Here is a 17,310-nt window from a genome sequence, read left to right on the forward strand (position 1 = left end):
CAGACAAGACTGTAGGCTCGAAAAAATGAAAAAAATGCGAGTTTCTAACATTGTATGTTATAAAAAATAACATGAAGAATGAGAGAAAAAAGTGGCGAAAGTATGTTCGGTGTGGTATAATTTTTTAGTAAGGAATGCCTTTGCTTTCCTTTTCTTTTTATTGGTCGTAAAATGAAAAGGAATGAATGAAAAGGAGGACAAAGAATGATTGAAAGAGATACCTCCCGACGCTTTGAGCTTGTCTCGAAATACCAACCGGCTGGTGATCAGCCTGAAGCGATTAACCAATTAGTGGATGGCGTAGTCGGCGGGAAAAAAGCACAAATTTTATTAGGTGCGACTGGAACAGGGAAAACATATACGATTTCCAATCTTATTGAGAAAGTGAATAAACCAACACTGATTATTGCCCATAACAAAACATTGGCTGGTCAGCTGTACGGGGAATTCAAGGAATTTTTCCCTAACAATGCTGTTGAATATTTTGTTTCTTATTATGATTATTATCAGCCTGAAGCTTATGTGCCTTCAAGCGATACGTATATCGAAAAAGATTCAAGTGTAAATGATGAGATCGATAAATTACGACATTCGGCTACTAGTTCATTATTAGAAAGAAATGATGTGATCGTCATTGCATCCGTTTCATGTATTTTTGGATTAGGTTCGCCTTTTGAGTATCAAAAACAAGTCGTTTCGATTCGACAAGGAGCAGAATTAGATCGCAACCAGTTGATTCGTGACTTAGTCAGTATCCAGTTCGAAAGAAATGATATAGATTTTCAGCGCGGTCGTTTTCGAGTGCGTGGTGATGTCGTGGAGATTTTCCCGGCTTCAAGAGATGAACGTGCCTTAAGAGTGGAGTTTTTTGGAGATGAAGTCGAACGTATCCGAGAAGTCAATGCGCTGACAGGTGAAGTTTTAGGAGAAACGGAACATGTAGCAATCTTCCCGGCAACTCACTTTGTGACGAATGACGAACATATGGAGCATGCCGTAGCGAATATCAAAGCAGAATTAGAGCAGCGTTTAGCTGTTTTACGAAATGAAAACAAACTTCTAGAAGCTCAACGTTTAGAACAGCGAACCAATTATGATATTGAAATGATGTTAGAAATGGGCTACACTTCAGGAATCGAAAATTATTCTCGGCATATGGACGGACGTAAAGAAGGCGAACCGCCTTATACGCTATTGGATTTCTTTCCTGAAGATTTTTTGATCGTGGCTGACGAATCGCACGTGACCATGCCTCAAATCAGAGGAATGTATAATGGCGACCGAGCGAGAAAACAGATGCTAGTAGATTACGGTTTCCGTTTGCCATCTGCTTTAGACAATCGACCGCTTCGTCTAGAAGAATTTGAAAAACATGTCAATCAGATCATTTATGTCTCTGCGACACCAGGACCATATGAATATGAACAAACTGATACCGTTATCCAACAAATCATCCGTCCGACAGGGCTGCTTGATCCAGTAATCGAAGTCCGTCCAATCATGGGACAAATCGATGATCTAGTAGGCGAAATAAATGAACGGGTCGAAAAAGATCAACGGGTATTTGTAACGACACTGACGAAAAAAATGGCAGAAGACCTCACAGATTATTTCAAAGAATTAGGAATCAAAGTCAAATATCTGCATAGTGATATCAAAACGTTGGAACGAACAGAGATCATTCGAGATCTACGATTAGGCGAATTTGATGTGTTAGTCGGAATCAATTTGCTTCGTGAGGGATTAGATGTACCTGAAGTTTCTCTTGTTGCTATCTTGGATGCAGATAAAGAAGGCTTTTTACGTAGCGAACGTTCCTTAGTCCAAACGATTGGGCGAGCTGCTCGTAATGAAGAAGGGAAAGTAATCATGTACGCAGACAAGGTGACGGATTCTATGCGTTTAGCGATGGATGAAACGTCAAGACGTCGTACGATTCAGCAGAAGTACAATGAAGAACATGGGATCGTTCCAAAAACGATCATTAAAGAAATCCGAGATTTGATTTCTATTACGAAAGAATCGGAAGATGATACAAAAGAAGCGGTACAAGTCTCGTACGAAGAAATGACGAAGGAAGAAAAAGATACGTTATTGATGAAATTAGAAAAAGAAATGAAAGATGCGGCAAAAGCTTTGGATTTTGAAACAGCCGCTAATGTACGAGATATGATTTTAGAATTAAAAGCTTCGAAGTAGGAGGACAACATGGCTAACGATAAAATTACGATTCATGGTGCACGTGCCCATAACTTGAAAAATATAGATGTCACGATTCCACGAGACAAATTCGTGGTCGTTACAGGTTTGTCCGGTTCTGGAAAGAGTTCCTTAGCATTTGATACACTGTATGCAGAAGGACAGCGGAGATACGTAGAAAGTCTTTCAGCGTATGCCCGCCAATTTTTAGGTCAAATGGATAAACCAGATGTAGACAGCATCGACGGATTGAGTCCGGCGATTTCTATTGATCAGAAAACAACAAGTAAAAACCCTCGTTCGACAGTAGGTACTGTGACAGAAATCAATGACTATTTACGCTTGTTGTTTGCTCGTGTAGGACATCCGATTTGTCCCAACGATCATATCGAGATTACCAGTCAATCAGTAGATCAAATGGCCGATCAAGTAATGGCTTTACCTGAGCGCACAAAGATTCAAGTAATGGCACCAATCGTGGTAAAGAAAAAAGGTCAACACAAAAAAATATTCGAACGAATCCAAAAAGAGGGATACGTACGCGTTCGAGTCGATGGCGAAATCTATGATTTAAGTGAAGTACCTGAGCTGGAGAAAAACAAAAAACACGATATCGCAATCGTCATCGACCGGATCATTGTGAAAGAAGGAATTCGTTCTCGTCTATTTGATTCTTTAGAGGCAGCCTTGCGACTGGCAGACGGCTATGCTTTGGTTGACGTGATTGGCGAAGAAGAAATGTTGTTTAGCGAACACTATGCTTGTCCTTATTGCGGATTTACTGTTGGTGAACTAGAACCAAGACTGTTCTCCTTCAATGCGCCTTTTGGAGCTTGTCCAGACTGTGACGGTTTAGGCGTCAAATTAGAAGTCGATCAAGATTTAGTCATTCCAGATAGAACGAAGACGCTTAGTCAAGGTGCAATCGTTCCATGGAATCCAATCAGCTCTCAATATTATCCTCAAATGTTAGCGCAGGCTTGCGAAAGTTTCGGTATCGATTTGGATACACCATTCGAAGAATTACCGGAAGAACATCAGGAAATCATCTTAAATGGAACAGATGAACTTTTCCATTTCCATTATGAAAATGATTTTGGTGGCGTTCGCGATGTAGAAACAACTTTCGAAGGAGTATTGAAAAATATCGAACGTCGTTATCATGATACGAACAGTGATTTCACGCGTGAGCAAATGCGTCTTTATATGACCGAATTGACTTGTCAGACGTGTAAAGGTTATCGTTTGAATCCTCAAGCATTATCTGTTCAAATCAATGGAACGAATATTGGGCAAACAAATGAATTGTCTATCCAAAAAGCAGTAGACTTCTTCTTAAACCTTACATTATCTGAACAAGAAAAAGTGATTGCCAAACCGATTTTAAAAGAAGTAAATGACAGACTTTCATTCTTAGAAAATGTCGGATTAGACTATCTAACCTTGAGTCGTGCTTCGGGAACGTTATCTGGAGGAGAAGCACAGCGAATCAGATTGGCTACGCAAATTGGATCGAATCTTTCTGGAGTTCTGTATATTTTAGATGAACCATCGATCGGATTACATCAACGCGATAATGATCGACTGATTGGCTCATTGAAGAAAATGCGTGATCTTGGCAATACACTCGTTGTGGTCGAACATGATGAAGATACGATGTGGGCAGCAGATTATCTGATTGACGTCGGACCTGGAGCAGGGGAACAAGGCGGACAAATCGTTGCTGCAGGTACTCCTGAAGAAGTAGCTAATGATGAAAATTCTTTGACAGGGAAATATCTTTCAGGGAAAAAATCGATCCCGGTGCCAAAAGAACGCCGTAAAGGTAATGGGAAAGCAATCAAGATTACTGGTGCTTCAGAAAACAATCTGAAAAATATCAGTGTCGAATTTCCTTTAGGAGAATTTGTAGCAGTAACAGGTGTGTCTGGTTCTGGAAAGAGTACATTGGTCAATAGTATCTTAAAGAAATCATTAGCGCAGAAATTAAATAAGAATTCTGCCAAGCCAGGTAAATTCAAGACAATTTCCGGCTACGAAAGTATCGAAAAGATCATCGACATCGATCAAAGCCCAATCGGACGGACGCCGAGAAGTAATCCAGCGACTTATACGAGTGTCTTTGATGATATCCGTGGGTTATTTGCTCAAACAAACGAGGCAAAAATGCGGGGATATAAGAAAGGTCGTTTTAGTTTCAACGTAAAAGGCGGTCGTTGTGAAGCGTGTCGCGGGGATGGGATTATTAAGATCGAAATGCACTTTTTGCCTGATGTCTATGTTCCTTGTGAAGTATGTCATGGCAAACGATATAACTCTGAAACATTAGAAGTGCATTACAAAGGAAAAAGCATTGCAGATGTTTTGGAAATGACGGTAGAAGATGCTGTAGAATTCTTCAAGCATATTCCAAAGATTCATCGCAAACTGCAAACGATCGTTGATGTTGGCTTAGGGTATGTGACGATGGGACAACCAGCAACGACATTGTCCGGTGGCGAGGCGCAACGGATGAAACTTGCCAGTGAATTACACAAAATCTCTAATGGAAAGAATTTCTATATATTAGATGAACCAACGACTGGTCTTCATAGCGACGATATCGCCCGTTTGTTGCAAGTGTTACAAAGGTTAGTAGACGCTGGTAATACAGTTTTAGTGATCGAACACAATCTAGATGTAATCAAAACAGCCGATCATATCATTGATTTAGGACCAGAAGGCGGAGAAGGCGGAGGAACGATCCTTGCGACTGGAACTCCAGAAGAAATCATTGATGTAAAAGAAAGCTATACAGGTCACTATTTGAAAAAAATAATGGTATAAAGAAGATAGATCGCTGAGATAGTTAAAAAAACATAAAAAAATGAATTTTTGCTTGTTTTCTTAATACTAGTGTTCTAGAATCATTACATGGTAGTTCTTTCTACACTGATTGGTATAGATAAAAACTTCCTATAAGTTCAATCCGTTCAAAAAAGAATTGAGCAATCGGAGGAGTTTCCTTTGATTGCTTTTTTCTTTATGGTATGATATTCCTTGTGTAGTTAGAAAAGAAAAACAAGAGATTATGAGTAAGTGAGAGATAATGATGAACAGTATTGAAAATGAAGAATTTATCCCTATATTATTAGGAAGCGACATGAACGTTTATGGTATGGCACGTTCTTTTAACGAAGCATACGGCAAAGTCTGCCAAGCATATGCTTCTGATCAATTAGCCCCTACCCGCTACAGTAAAATCGTCAATGTAGAAGTCATTCCAGGATTTGATAAAGACCCTGTATTTATCGAGACGATGCTTCGTTTGGCAAAAGAAAGATATTCTGATAAGAGTAAAAAATATCTTTTGATCGCTTGTGGTGATGGGTATGCAGAATTGATCTCTCAACATAAGCAAGAGCTGTCAGAATATTTTATCTGTCCGTATATTGATTATTCTTTATTTGAAAGACTGATCAATAAAGTAAGCTTTTATGAAGTTTGTGAAGAATATGATCTTCCGTATCCTAAAACATTGATCGTCAGAGAAGAAATGTTAGTAAATGGACGCTTAGAACAGGAATTGCCTTTTGAATTCCCGGTTGCTTTGAAACCCGCAAACAGTGTGGAGTACCTTTCTGTTCAATTTGAAGGAAGAAAAAAAGCGTTTATTCTAGAAACGAGAGAAGAGTTTGATTTGATTTTAGGTCGGATCTATGAAGCCGGTTATACTAGTGAAATGATCGTACAAGATTTTATCCCGGGTGATGATAGTAATATGCGTGTGCTAAATGCGTATGTAGATGAAGATCATCAAGTTCGGATGATGTGTCTTGGTCATCCACTTTTAGAAGATCCTACACCAGCATCGATTGGAAATTACGTTGTGATCATGCCAGATTATAACGAAAAAATCTATCAAACCATTAAAGCATTTTTGGAAAAAATCGAATATACCGGCTTTGCCAATTTCGATATGAAGTATGATCCTAGAGATGGAGAATATAAATTATTTGAAATCAATTTGAGACAAGGACGTAGCAGTTTCTTTGTGACATTGAACGGCTTGAATCTGGCTCGTTTCGTCACAGAAGATCGAGTGTTCAACAAACCCTTTGTTGAAACGACCTATGGAACGAATCAATCAGATAAAGCAAGATTATGGATGGGTGTGCCCAAAAAAATCTTTTTAGAATATGCTCGGGAAAATGAAGACAAAAAACTAGCTGAGCAAATGATCAAAGAAAATCGTTACGGCACTACTGTATTTTATGAAAAAGATCGGTCAATCAAGCGCTGGATGTTGATGAAATATATGTTCCATAACTATATTCCAAGATTCAAAAAGTATTTTCATGTGAAAGAAGGCTAGTTCATGGAGAATTTTTTCAGTATTTTAGGCGGAATGGGCACGATGGCGACAGAAAGTTTTGTTCGCTTAATCAACCACCGAACGAAAGCTACAAAAGATCAAGAATATTTGAATTATGTCTTATTCAATCATGCAACAGTTCCTGATCGTACAGCTTATATTTTAGATCGATCAGAAGAAAATCCAATGCCGTTTCTGCTGGACGATATTGAGAAACAAAATTTATTGCGACCAAACTTCATTGTGTTGACTTGTAACACAGCACATTACTTTTTTGAAGAATTACAAGCGGCAACGGATATTCCTATCCTGCATATGCCAAGAGAAGCAGCAAATGAACTTGTCCGTCAGCATACGACAGGGAAAGTAGCGATTCTAGGAACAGAAGGAAGTATGAAAGCTGGAATCTATGAACGCGAAGTCAAAAATCTTGGATTCGAAACAGTGATTCCTGATACTGCGCTTCAAGAAAAAATCAATTATTTAATCTATCATGAAATCAAAGAGTCAGATCACTTGAATCAAGAACTCTACTATGAGATTTTGGAGGAAGCGGTAGAGCGATTAAACTGTGAAAAAGTTATCCTAGGTTGCACGGAATTATCTTTGATGCATGAATTTGCTGAAGATAATCATTACCCAGTGATCGATGCTCAATCTATTTTAGCGGATCGGACGATCGAACGTGCATTAGCTGAAAGAAACGAAGCATTAGATACAGTATCTGAAAAGTAGAAAAATCTTGGATTTGGGGCAAATATCCTAAAAGATATTTGGTCCAAATCTTTTTGTAAAAGAGAAAGAAAGCTGGTAATGATACGCCCGGAATGATATAATTTTATTATGTACAATGTGAGAGGGGTTCGTAAATATGACAGATAATTTGCAATTAGTCATCATAACAGGTATGAGCGGTGCAGGAAAAACAGTAGCTATCCAAAGTTTTGAGGATATGGGCTATTTTTGTATCGATAATATGCCGCCTCGATTGATTCCAAAATTCTGGGAATTAATCAAAGAATCAGGTAAAGTCACAAAAATGGCTTTAGGAGTAGATTTACGTTCTCGTTCCTTCTTTGAAGAAATTCAAAACATGCTGATTGAAATCGAAAATACGAACTTCATCGACACTTCTATCTTGTTTTTAGATGCTTCGGACGAAGAACTAGTTGCTCGTTACAAAGAAACAAGACGAGCGCATCCGATGGCAATGGACGGTTTGATCACTGAAGGAATCCGTAAAGAGCGGGCAATATTAGACGACTTGAAAGCACAAGCTTCCGTGATCATTGACACCACGACATTGACACCACGACAATTACGCGAAAAAATCAACGAGTCTTTCAAGTCAAAGGGAGACCAAGGATTTCGAATCGAATTTGTATCATTTGGCTTTAAATATGGGTTGCCGATTGACTCTGATATCGTGATGGATGTACGTTTTTTGCCAAATCCTCATTATATTCCAGAACTAAGACCACTAACTGGTAAAGACCAGCCAGTCTATGATTATGTGATGTCCTTTGATGAAACACAATCTTTCTATCATAAATTTTTGGATCTTCTGGAAACCGTATTGCCTGGATATATCAAAGAAGGAAAAAGCAGCTTGACAGTTGCAATCGGCTGTACAGGCGGCCAACACCGTTCTGTGGCGTTGACTGAACGTTTGGCAAATGCTTTAGGAAAAACATATAAAGTCAATGTGACACATCGGGACAAGGATAAAAGGAAAGAGACGGTGAACCGGTCGTGAAAATGAAAACCTACCGGATAAGAAAACCAAAGATCGTAGTGGTCGGCGGTGGCACGGGTCTGCCGGTTATCCTAAAAAGTTTACGAAATCAGGGAGCAGATATCACGGCGGTAGTAACTGTTGCGGATGATGGTGGAAGCAGCGGCGCAATCAGAGAATCGATCGCTATGGCTCCTCCTGGTGACTTGAGAAATGTCTTAGTAGCGTTATCAGATATGCCGCAATTCTATGAAGATATTTTCCAATATCGTTTTAAAAAAGAAGATCAGTTCTTAGCCAATCATACGATCGGTAACCTGATTATTGCTGCAGTTTCCGAAATGCGAGGAAGCACATATGAAGCGATTCAATTATTAGCGAAAATGATGCATGTAGATGGACACGTCTATCCTTCTTCAGAAACGCCTTTGACCTTGCATGCCGTCTTTAAAGACGGAACGACTGCAGTAGGAGAATCTAAAATCGCGATTGATCGCAAAACGATCGATCATGTCTATGTTTGCAACACGAATGATAAAAGTGAAGCTAAAGCGGCACGAAAAGTCGTTTCAGCAATTATGGATGCCGACATGGTCGTTTTGGGTCCCGGCAGTTTATTCACTAGCATCCTTCCCAATTTAGTGATACCAGAAATTGGCGAAGCTATGATTAATACAACTGCTGAAACCGTGTATATCTGTAATATCATGACCCAAAAAGGGGAAACTGAACACTTCACCGATGCCGATCATATACGTGTCTTACACAAGCATTTGAAGCAGCCTTTTATCGACACGGTACTAGTCAATACGGAAAAAGTACCAGAAGATTATATGGACCCGGAAATCTATGATGAGTACTTAGTACAAGTCGCACATGATTTCCATGGATTGAGAAATGAAGGCTGTCGAGTGATTTCTACCGACTTTTTAGAATTGAAAGACGGTGGTGTCTTCCATGATGGAGACAAAGTGGTAGAAGAATTATTCCGATTAGTTTTCGGTTCAAAATATTAAGCAATTTATTGTTGGAGAAAGGAGGAGAATAGGATGTCATTTGCTGCAGATGTGAAGAAAGAACTAACTGGTTTGGAAGTTCATCGAGAACATGCGAAAGCAGAATTAGCTGCTTTGTTGCGAATGAACGGCTCTTTAGGTATTGTGAACCAGCAGTTTATTTTGAACGTCCAAACAGAAAATGCTGCAATTGCCAGACGTATCTATTCTCTTTTGAAAGATCATTATCAGGTACGAAGTGAGCTACTCGTTCGTAAAAAAATGAAATTAAAAAAGAACAATGTCTATATCGTCCGCTTGAAGCAAGGCACAAAAGATGTGTTGATGGATCTTGATATTATGGATGGTATGATGTTCAATGGACACGTTTCGGACGAGATTATGGGGAATTCGCAAAAAATGCGTTCGTATTTACGTGGGGCTTTTATGGCCTCGGGTTCAGTCAATAATCCAGAAACAAGCCGTTACCATTTAGAGATATTTTCCATTTATGAACAGCATAACCAAGACATTTGCGATATGTTGAATTATTACGGACTGCATGCTCGAACGCTTGAACGACGCAATGGCTATATTTCCTATTTAAAAGGCGCAGAAAAGATTGCTGATTTCTTGACACTGATTGGTGCAACTAATTCGATGCTTCGATTTGAAGACGTGCGGATCGTACGGGATATGAGAAATTCGGTCAATCGCCTAGTTAATTGTGAGACAGCAAATTTGAATAAGACGATTGATGCGGCTTCTAAACAAATTGAAAACATCGAATTGATCGAAGCAAAGGTCGGTCTGCATGCCCTTCCTGAAAAACTTCAGGAAATTGCTGAACTCCGGCTTCAGCATCCAGAAGTCAGTTTGAAAGAGTTAGGGGAAATGATTCCCTCAGGTACGATATCCAAATCGGGAATCAATCACCGTATACGCAAAATCAATGAATTTGCGGAAAAACTACGTGAAGAAGCAGTGTAATCCAATGTAAAAACTGATACATGAAGCAGAGGTGCGGATGTATCAGTTTTTTTTATTTAACAAAATATCACTTGCTTTTCTTTTCTTCTTCTGTCAAACTATAAATCCCTATTACTGCCCGTTGTTCGCCATAGATTTGTTTAAAAATCGATTTTAAAGGAGAAACAAGGATGACAGAGTATATTGAATTGATTCATGCACGAGAAAACAACTTGAAAAACATTGATTTGCGTATCCCAAAAAATAAAATTACCATCTTTACTGGCGTATCAGGGTCTGGCAAATCTTCTATTGTTTTTGATACGATTGCACAGGAGGCGGGCAGACAACTGAATGAGACTTTTAATAGTTTTGCACGTAATTTTTTGCCTAAATATAGCAGACCTGATATTGATGAGATCAAGCATTTATCCACGGCTGTTTTGATCAATCAGAAGAAACTGGGAGGAAATGCTCGATCCACTTTAGGTACTGCAACGGATATTCAGGCACTTTTTCGAATTTTATTTTCACGCTTTGCTGAACCGCCATTAGGTTATGCCAACGCGTATTCATTTAATGATCCTCAAGGTATGTGCCCTGTCTGCCAAGGAATTGGAAAAACGATAACATTGAATATCGATGCCGCTGTAGATGCGACACGCTCACTAAATGAAGGAGCAATCTTGCTTCCCAATTTCACGGTAGGGACTTGGTATTGGAAAATGTATGCAGAGACTGGTTTATTCGACCCAAACAAACCAATCTCCGAATACACATCAGAAGAATACGATCGATTATTGTATGGAAAAGCAGAGAGAATCAATATACCAAGTGCGGGAGATATGAATGTGACTTATGAAGGGATTGTCACTCGATTCATGCGAACCAATGTCCATACTGAAAAAGAAACAACGAAAAAAACAGCAAAGGTTCTGGAGACGTATACCAAAATGGACACTTGTCCAGAATGCCAAGGAAAACGTTTCTCACACGAAGTCCTAAACTCTAAAATAAACGGTTATAATATATACGATTTGACCGCAAAAGAATTATCTTCACTATTACAAATACTAGAAACGTTAGATAACAAAGAGCGTCATCCGTTGATTGCCAGTATCCAAAAACGTATCCAAGATTTGATTGATATTGGATTAGGCTATATGACATTGACACGCGAGACTTCAAGTTTATCTGGAGGGGAATCACAGCGAGTAAAAATGGTGAAGCAATTAGCTAGCAGTTTGACTAATATGATGTATATTTTTGACGAGCCAAGTACAGGATTGCATCCTAGAGATGTCCATCTACTTAATGATTTATTAAAAAAAATCCGAGATGAAGGGAATACAGTTCTGGTAGTCGAACATGATCCTGATGTCATCAAGGTGGCCGATCATATCGTGGATGTAGGACCTTATGCTGGAAGTCACGGCGGTGAGATCATGTATACTGGGGATTATGATGGGTTACTGGATTCTGGTACGTTAACGGGAAACTATTTGCGACATCAATTACCAATCAAAAAAGAAGTACGGACATTTTCAGAAACCTTTATTAGCCGCCAGAGCTCTTTGCATAATTTAAAAAATATTCGCTTAGAAATCCCTAAAGGTGTTTTTACCGTTGTTTCTGGGGTAGCTGGTTCTGGCAAGAGTACATTGGTCAATCAAGTATTTTTAAAAGACTTTCCAGAAAGCCTACTTATTGATCAAAATCCAATCCATACGAACAAACGGTCAAATCCAGCCACATTCAGTGGGATCATGAATAACATTCGGAAAGCTTTTGGTAAAGAAAATCAAGTTGATGCTGGATATTTCAGCTACAATTCTAAAGGGGCTTGTCCAGAATGCAAAGGAATGGGTGTAATCGAGCTTAATCTATCCTTTATGGACAAATCAGAGGTAGTTTGTTCAAATTGCCATGGGAAACGTTATGATCCAGCTGTTTTGGATTATCGTTATCGTGGAAAAAATATCGTAGAAGTCATGGATATGACCATAGAAGAAGCACTTGAATTTTTTGATGAGAAAGAGATCCAGCGAAAGCTTGAGAATCTAAAAGAAGTTGGTATTGGTTATCTGACTCTTGGACAGCCGATGGACACCTTATCTGGCGGAGAAGCACAAAGGCTGAAATTAGCTAATGAATTGAAAACAAATGGACAAATATACATTCTAGATGAGCCAACAACAGGACTGCATATGTCAGATGTCGAAAATGTGATTCGAATTATCAATAACTTAGTGGATAAAGGGAACACGGTCATTGTTATTGAACACAATCTAGATGTGATCCGAAGTGCTGATTGGATCATTGATCTTGGACCAGAAGGTGGATCTGGTGGTGGAAATATTCTTTATGAAGGGATTCCAGGAGGATTAAAGAACGCACAAACGATCACTGGAAACTATATCTGATTGAATACTGTTTAGTGGAGAGGTTGTGACAGAAGCTACTTCTGGAACACCGTTTATTCGGAAAAAACATACTAGGAAAGGGCTGTGACAAGACTTTTGTCACAGCCCCCTTGTTGTTTTATTTTGCTTGGATCAATTCTTTTAGTTTTTCTTTTGAAATAGATTCATCAAAGATTTCTTTACCCAAGATGACGGTTGGAACAAATCGAATATGTGCTTGCTCAGCTTCGTTGATGATAGCTTGGCTCAGCTGTTCGTTTTTTTGTTCTGCCAGCCCTAATTTATCTGCTGCAAAATCCGCTACTCCTTGGAGCGAAAGATGTTTCCACTCGTCTTGAGTATCGAATATTTGTTTGATCTCTTTGATTGCTTGTTGTCCATCGCTGATCGTGATATACCGGTGCATCACGTTTCCTCGCTGCAAGCTTTCTTTTTCTTTATCGAATAATTTGATCACTCTCTGTAATTGACCGCTTTGGACGGCTTCTTCCAATAGCTCATGAGATTCTTCAAACCATTGTCGGCAATATGGGCAAGCTAAGTTGATGAATTCGATCATTTTTTTAGGAGCATCTGATGAACCATAAGTAATACCTTTTTCTGTAGTTGTTTTTGTTGCATCAATCACTGATATATCCATGTAAAAACACCTCTTTCGGTTATAGTTTACACATGTCTGACAAAAAAAGGCAACGATTTAGATTGTTTTTCTAAAAAAATGATTGAAATAGACGTATGTGAAATATTTTTCTAAATAAAAGAAAAAATGGAATATTTTACGTTATAATGGAACAGATAATGAGAGAGAATATGAACAAGGATGATGAATCATGCGAAAAATGAAAACAATGGACGGCAATACGGCAGCCGCGTATATTTCTTATGCTTTTACCGAGATTGCTGCAATATATCCGATAACGCCCAGTTCGACCATGGCTGAATTAGTCGATCAATGGTCAGCAGCAGGAAAAGAAAATGTATTTGGTCAACCAGTAAAAGTAGTGGAAATGCAATCCGAAGCAGGAGCAGCTGGCGTGGTTCACGGTTCACTGAAAACTGGTGCGCTGACAACTACATATACCGCCTCACAAGGGTTGCTTTTGATGATACCGAATATGTATAAAATTGCTGGGGAACTACTGCCAAGTGTTTTTCACGTTGCTAGTCGGGCAGTGACGACGAATGCTTTAAATATATTTGGAGATCATGGAGACGTGATGGCTGCAAGACAAACAGGGTTTGCGATGCTAGCTGAAAGCAGTGTGCAAGAAGTGATGGATTTGACACCTGTTGCCCATCTTGCTTCCATTGAAGGCGAATTGCCTTTTTTGAATTTCTTTGATGGGTTCCGTACGAGTCACGAAATTCAAAAAATCGAAGTTTTGGAATATGAAGAATTAGCTCCTTTGGTCAATCAGGAGAAGTTAGCTTCTTTTCGTAAACGTGGGATGAATCCCAATCATCCGACAGTTAGTGGCACGAACCAGAATCCAGATATTCATTTTCAACAACGGGAAACAATCAATCCGTATTATGATAAGTTACCTGCAATCGTACAAAAATATATGAAAGAGATTAATCGATTACGAGGTACTTCTTATGATTTGGTGACTTATTACGGAGCAGCTGATGCAGAAGAGGTCATTGTTTCGATGGGATCAGTTGCACAGACGATTGAGCAAACAGTTGATTATTTGAATGCAAACGGACGGAAAACAGGTTTTTTGAATATCCATCTTTATCGACCTTTTCCAGTGGAAACATTTGTGCAAAAGTTACCTCATACAGTAAAAGCAATCGCTGTTCTTGATCGAAGTAAAGAGCCAGGAGCAGGGGGAGAACCCCTTTTATTAGACGTTCAAAGTGCGTTATATGATTCTGAATTTCGCCCGGCTATTATTGGTGGTCGCTACGGATTAGGTTCGAAAGATGTGACACCCGATCAAATCTCGGCAGTTTTTGATGAATTGCAAAAAGATCCAAGTATACGCAAAAAACGGTTCACCATTGGGATCGTGGATGATGTGTCTTATCAATCTTTGGAAACAAAAGAAAGTCTAGATTTAACAGAACCGCAAACATTCCAGGCAAAGTTTTGGGGATTTGGATCTGACGGAACAGTTGGTGCAAATAAATCAGCCATCAAGATTATCGGGGATCACACAGACAAATATGCTCAAGGCTATTTTTATTATGATTCGAAAAAATCTGGCGGTCTAACTGTCTCTCATCTGCGTTTTGGAGATACGCCGATACGTTCAGCGTATCTTGTCGAGCATGCGGACCTTGTTGCTTGTCACACACCAGCTTACCTGCATAGCTATGACTTAGTCAAAGGATTGAAGCCAGGTGGAATCTTTTTACTGAATACTCTTTGGAGTGACGAACAATTAGAAACGCATCTGCCCATAAAATTAAAACGTTACTTGGCTGAAAATAACATTCGGTTCTATACGATCAATGCCATGAGATTGGCCCAAGAAGTTGGTTTGGGACGACGGATCAATACGGCAATGGAAACAGCATTTTTTAAATTAGCTGACATCATTCCATTTGATGAAGTGATTCCGTTGCTAAAAGAAGAAGCACTAAAAAGCTACGGGCATAAATCAATGGCTATCGTAGAAAAAAACATACAGGCAATCGATCGGACAATCGAACTGCTTCATGAAGTTGTGATTCCAGAAAATTGGAAAACATTGGAGATGCCTGAAAAAATCAATAAAAGGAACAAGGGGTATGTACAAGAAATCCTTGAGCCAGTGAATGCGCAGGAAGGGAATCATCTCTCTGTTGGTACGCTTGTAGCAAATGGAATGACAACTGGCGAAATGCCTTTAGGAACGGCTTCTGTTGAAAAGCGAGGTGTCGCTTTAGAAGTACCTGAGTGGATTAGTGATCGCTGTACGATGTGTAATGAATGTGCCTTTGTGTGTCCACATGCTGCCATCCGTCCATTTTTAGCAGATGAAGAGGAAATGGAAGAAGCACCAGAAGGATTTATCGTGAGAGAAATGAGAGGCGCAGACGGCGTAAAATACCGTATCCAAGTTTCAGTGGAAGACTGTACAGGTTGTGGTCTGTGTGTAGAGGCTTGTCCCGCAAAAGGCAAAGCTTTAGTGATGAAACCTTATGAAGAACAGAAAGAACAAGCTATGAATTGGGCTTTTGCGATGACGCTAAGACAAAAAGAAAATCCAGTGAAAGGGAAAAATACGGTTTTATCGACACAATTCAACCAACCACTTCTTGAATTCTCAGGCGCTTGCTCAGGCTGTGGCGAAACACCTTATGTAAAATTATTGACACAAATGTTCGGCGATCGAATGATGATTGCGAATGCGACAGGCTGTTCTTCTATTTGGGGCGGTGCCTCTCCAGCTTCGCCTTATACGACAAACGAATGTGGTCAAGGGCCTGCATGGTCAAATTCTTTATTGGAAGATAATGCTGAATTTGGTTATGGTATGCTTCTGGCGGCACAGACTCGTCGTGAGGCTTTGGCAAATTCAATCAAAGAAGTATTGCCAAAAGTGTCAGAAGAACTGCGAGAATTGATGGAAGACTGGTTGGAACATCTCTTTGAGAGTGAAGGAACGCAACAAAGAGCAGCAAAACTGCAAGCAGCGATCGAAAATGAACGATCAATTGTCCCTGAACTGGAAGATATATACAAGAGAAGAGATCTATTCGTAAAAAACAGCCAATGGATGATTGGCGGAGATGGATGGGCTTACGACATTGGTTTTGGCGGGATCGATCATGTACTTGCCAGCGGAGCAGACGTAAATATCCTTGTTTTGGATAACGAAGTCTATTCCAATACTGGCGGTCAAACCTCAAAAGCAACACCAGCTTCGGCAATCGCTAAATTTTCAGCTAGTGGAAAATATGCTTCAAAGAAAGACTTAGGGATGATGGCGATGACATATGGGAATGTCTATGTAGCACAAATCGCTTCAGGGGCCAATCAAATGCAGACAATCAAAGCATTTGAAGAAGCAGAAAAGTATCCTGGCCCTTCTTTGATTATTGCCTATACACCTTGTATCACACATGGCTTGCTTGGTGGAATGAAAGAATCGCTTAAAGAAGCAAAAGAAGCTGTTTCTTCTGGTTATTGGTCATTATATCGATATAACCCTACAATGGTCGAAAAAAACAAGAAACCAATGACTTTGGACTACAAAAAACCTGATTTCTCTACTATGCCTGATTTCATGAGGAAACAGGTTCGCTTTTCTTCACTAGAGAACGCAAATCCAAATCTTGCAAAAGCTTTATTTGAAAAGACTGTCCAAGATGCTAAAAAACGTTTTTACAACTATGCTGCACTGTCAGGAGAATTAGAAAAAATCAAGAAAAGACTTGAACCAGAAGAGTCCATTGATGTAGTCGTTAAAACGAGAAAAGAAAAAACGACGGATCTTGAAGCGGAAGAAAGAAGAGCTGCCCGAAGAGCCGCTCGAGCAGAACGACGTAAAAAAATGGAACACGTTACAGAAGAAAAAAGTGAAAAATAACAGAAAAAATGTAATGAATAATTCTCTGAGGTTTAAAAATTTTTATTCTAGAGAAAAATAAAACGCATACTTGTAATTTTCTTGATAATTATGTGTTTTTCTCAAGAAAAAA

General features: G+C 39.3%; 10 protein-coding genes. 9 read left to right on the forward strand and 1 reads right to left on the reverse strand.

The features are described 5' to 3' along the window. Nucleotides 1–204: 204 nt before the first annotated feature. The 8 genes from uvrB to OZZ83_RS00285 all read left to right on the forward strand — a co-directional run bounded on the left by uvrB (nt 205) and on the right by OZZ83_RS00285 (nt 12,675). Nucleotides 205–2,199 (forward strand): excinuclease ABC subunit UvrB, encoded by a 1,995-nt coding sequence (gene uvrB, locus OZZ83_RS00250; RefSeq protein WP_002292109.1) that lies wholly within the window; start codon nt 205–207, stop codon nt 2,197–2,199. 9 nt (nt 2,200–2,208) lie between these two features. Next, complete coding sequence (gene uvrA / locus OZZ83_RS00255; RefSeq protein WP_002308999.1) at nt 2,209–5,025, forward strand: excinuclease ABC subunit UvrA; 2,817 nt, start codon at nt 2,209–2,211, stop codon at nt 5,023–5,025. A 262-nt stretch (nt 5,026–5,287) separates the two neighbouring features. Continuing rightward, complete coding sequence (locus OZZ83_RS00260) at nt 5,288–6,553, forward strand: D-aspartate ligase (protein WP_002320122.1); 1,266 nt, start codon at nt 5,288–5,290, stop codon at nt 6,551–6,553. Nucleotides 6,554–6,556: 3 nt separating this feature from the next. Beyond that, complete coding sequence (locus OZZ83_RS00265; RefSeq protein WP_002345169.1) at nt 6,557–7,288, forward strand: aspartate racemase; 732 nt, start codon at nt 6,557–6,559, stop codon at nt 7,286–7,288. A 136-nt stretch (nt 7,289–7,424) separates the two neighbouring features. Next, nucleotides 7,425–8,309 (forward strand): RNase adapter RapZ, encoded by an 885-nt coding sequence (gene rapZ, locus OZZ83_RS00270; protein ID WP_002292102.1) that lies wholly within the window; start codon nt 7,425–7,427, stop codon nt 8,307–8,309. After that, nucleotides 8,306–9,304: a gluconeogenesis factor YvcK family protein gene (locus OZZ83_RS00275; protein ID WP_002316327.1), complete on the forward strand. Its 999-nt coding sequence runs from the start codon at nt 8,306–8,308 to the stop codon at nt 9,302–9,304. Before rapZ ends, OZZ83_RS00275 begins: the two co-directional genes overlap by 4 nt. Nucleotides 9,305–9,337: 33 nt before the next feature. Continuing rightward, entirely contained in the window at nt 9,338–10,273 is a 936-nt protein-coding gene (gene whiA, locus OZZ83_RS00280) for a DNA-binding protein WhiA (protein ID WP_002292098.1), read from the forward strand. 170 nt (nt 10,274–10,443) lie between these two features. Further along, on the forward strand, nt 10,444–12,675 hold the full coding sequence (locus tag OZZ83_RS00285) for an ATP-binding cassette domain-containing protein (RefSeq protein ID WP_213365739.1): 2,232 nt from the start codon (nt 10,444–10,446) through the stop codon (nt 12,673–12,675). A 118-nt stretch (nt 12,676–12,793) separates the two neighbouring features. On the opposite strand, the gene OZZ83_RS00290 is transcribed toward OZZ83_RS00285, so the two are convergent. Continuing rightward, complete coding sequence (locus OZZ83_RS00290; RefSeq protein ID WP_002292093.1) at nt 12,794–13,315, reverse strand: DsbA family protein; 522 nt, start codon at nt 13,313–13,315, stop codon at nt 12,794–12,796. A gap of 190 nt (nt 13,316–13,505) precedes the next feature. Here OZZ83_RS00290 and nifJ point away from each other — a divergent pair, with 190 nt between their 5' ends. Then, complete coding sequence (gene nifJ, locus OZZ83_RS00295; RefSeq protein ID WP_002334747.1) at nt 13,506–17,198, forward strand: pyruvate:ferredoxin (flavodoxin) oxidoreductase; 3,693 nt, start codon at nt 13,506–13,508, stop codon at nt 17,196–17,198. Nucleotides 17,199–17,310 lie beyond the last annotated feature (112 nt).

Origin of the sequence: Enterococcus sp. E5-162 (genome assembly GCF_035725965.1) — a bacterium.
Taxonomy (GTDB): domain Bacteria; phylum Bacillota; class Bacilli; order Lactobacillales; family Enterococcaceae; genus Enterococcus_B; species Enterococcus_B lactis.

Coding starts and splice junctions, on each gene's coding strand:
- OZZ83_RS00285 (WP_213365739.1), top strand. CDS start 10,444: ATGACAGAGTATATTGAATTGATTCATGCACGAGAAAACAACTTGAAA.
- whiA (WP_002292098.1), top strand. CDS start 9,338: ATGTCATTTGCTGCAGATGTGAAGAAAGAACTAACTGGTTTGGAAGTT.
- OZZ83_RS00290 (WP_002292093.1), bottom strand. CDS start 13,315: ATGGATATATCAGTGATTGATGCAACAAAAACAACTACAGAAAAAGGT.
- uvrB (WP_002292109.1), top strand. CDS start 205: ATGATTGAAAGAGATACCTCCCGACGCTTTGAGCTTGTCTCGAAATAC.
- uvrA (WP_002308999.1), top strand. CDS start 2,209: ATGGCTAACGATAAAATTACGATTCATGGTGCACGTGCCCATAACTTG.
- rapZ (WP_002292102.1), top strand. CDS start 7,425: ATGACAGATAATTTGCAATTAGTCATCATAACAGGTATGAGCGGTGCA.
- OZZ83_RS00260 (WP_002320122.1), top strand. CDS start 5,288: ATGATGAACAGTATTGAAAATGAAGAATTTATCCCTATATTATTAGGA.
- OZZ83_RS00265 (WP_002345169.1), top strand. CDS start 6,557: ATGGAGAATTTTTTCAGTATTTTAGGCGGAATGGGCACGATGGCGACA.
- nifJ (WP_002334747.1), top strand. CDS start 13,506: ATGCGAAAAATGAAAACAATGGACGGCAATACGGCAGCCGCGTATATT.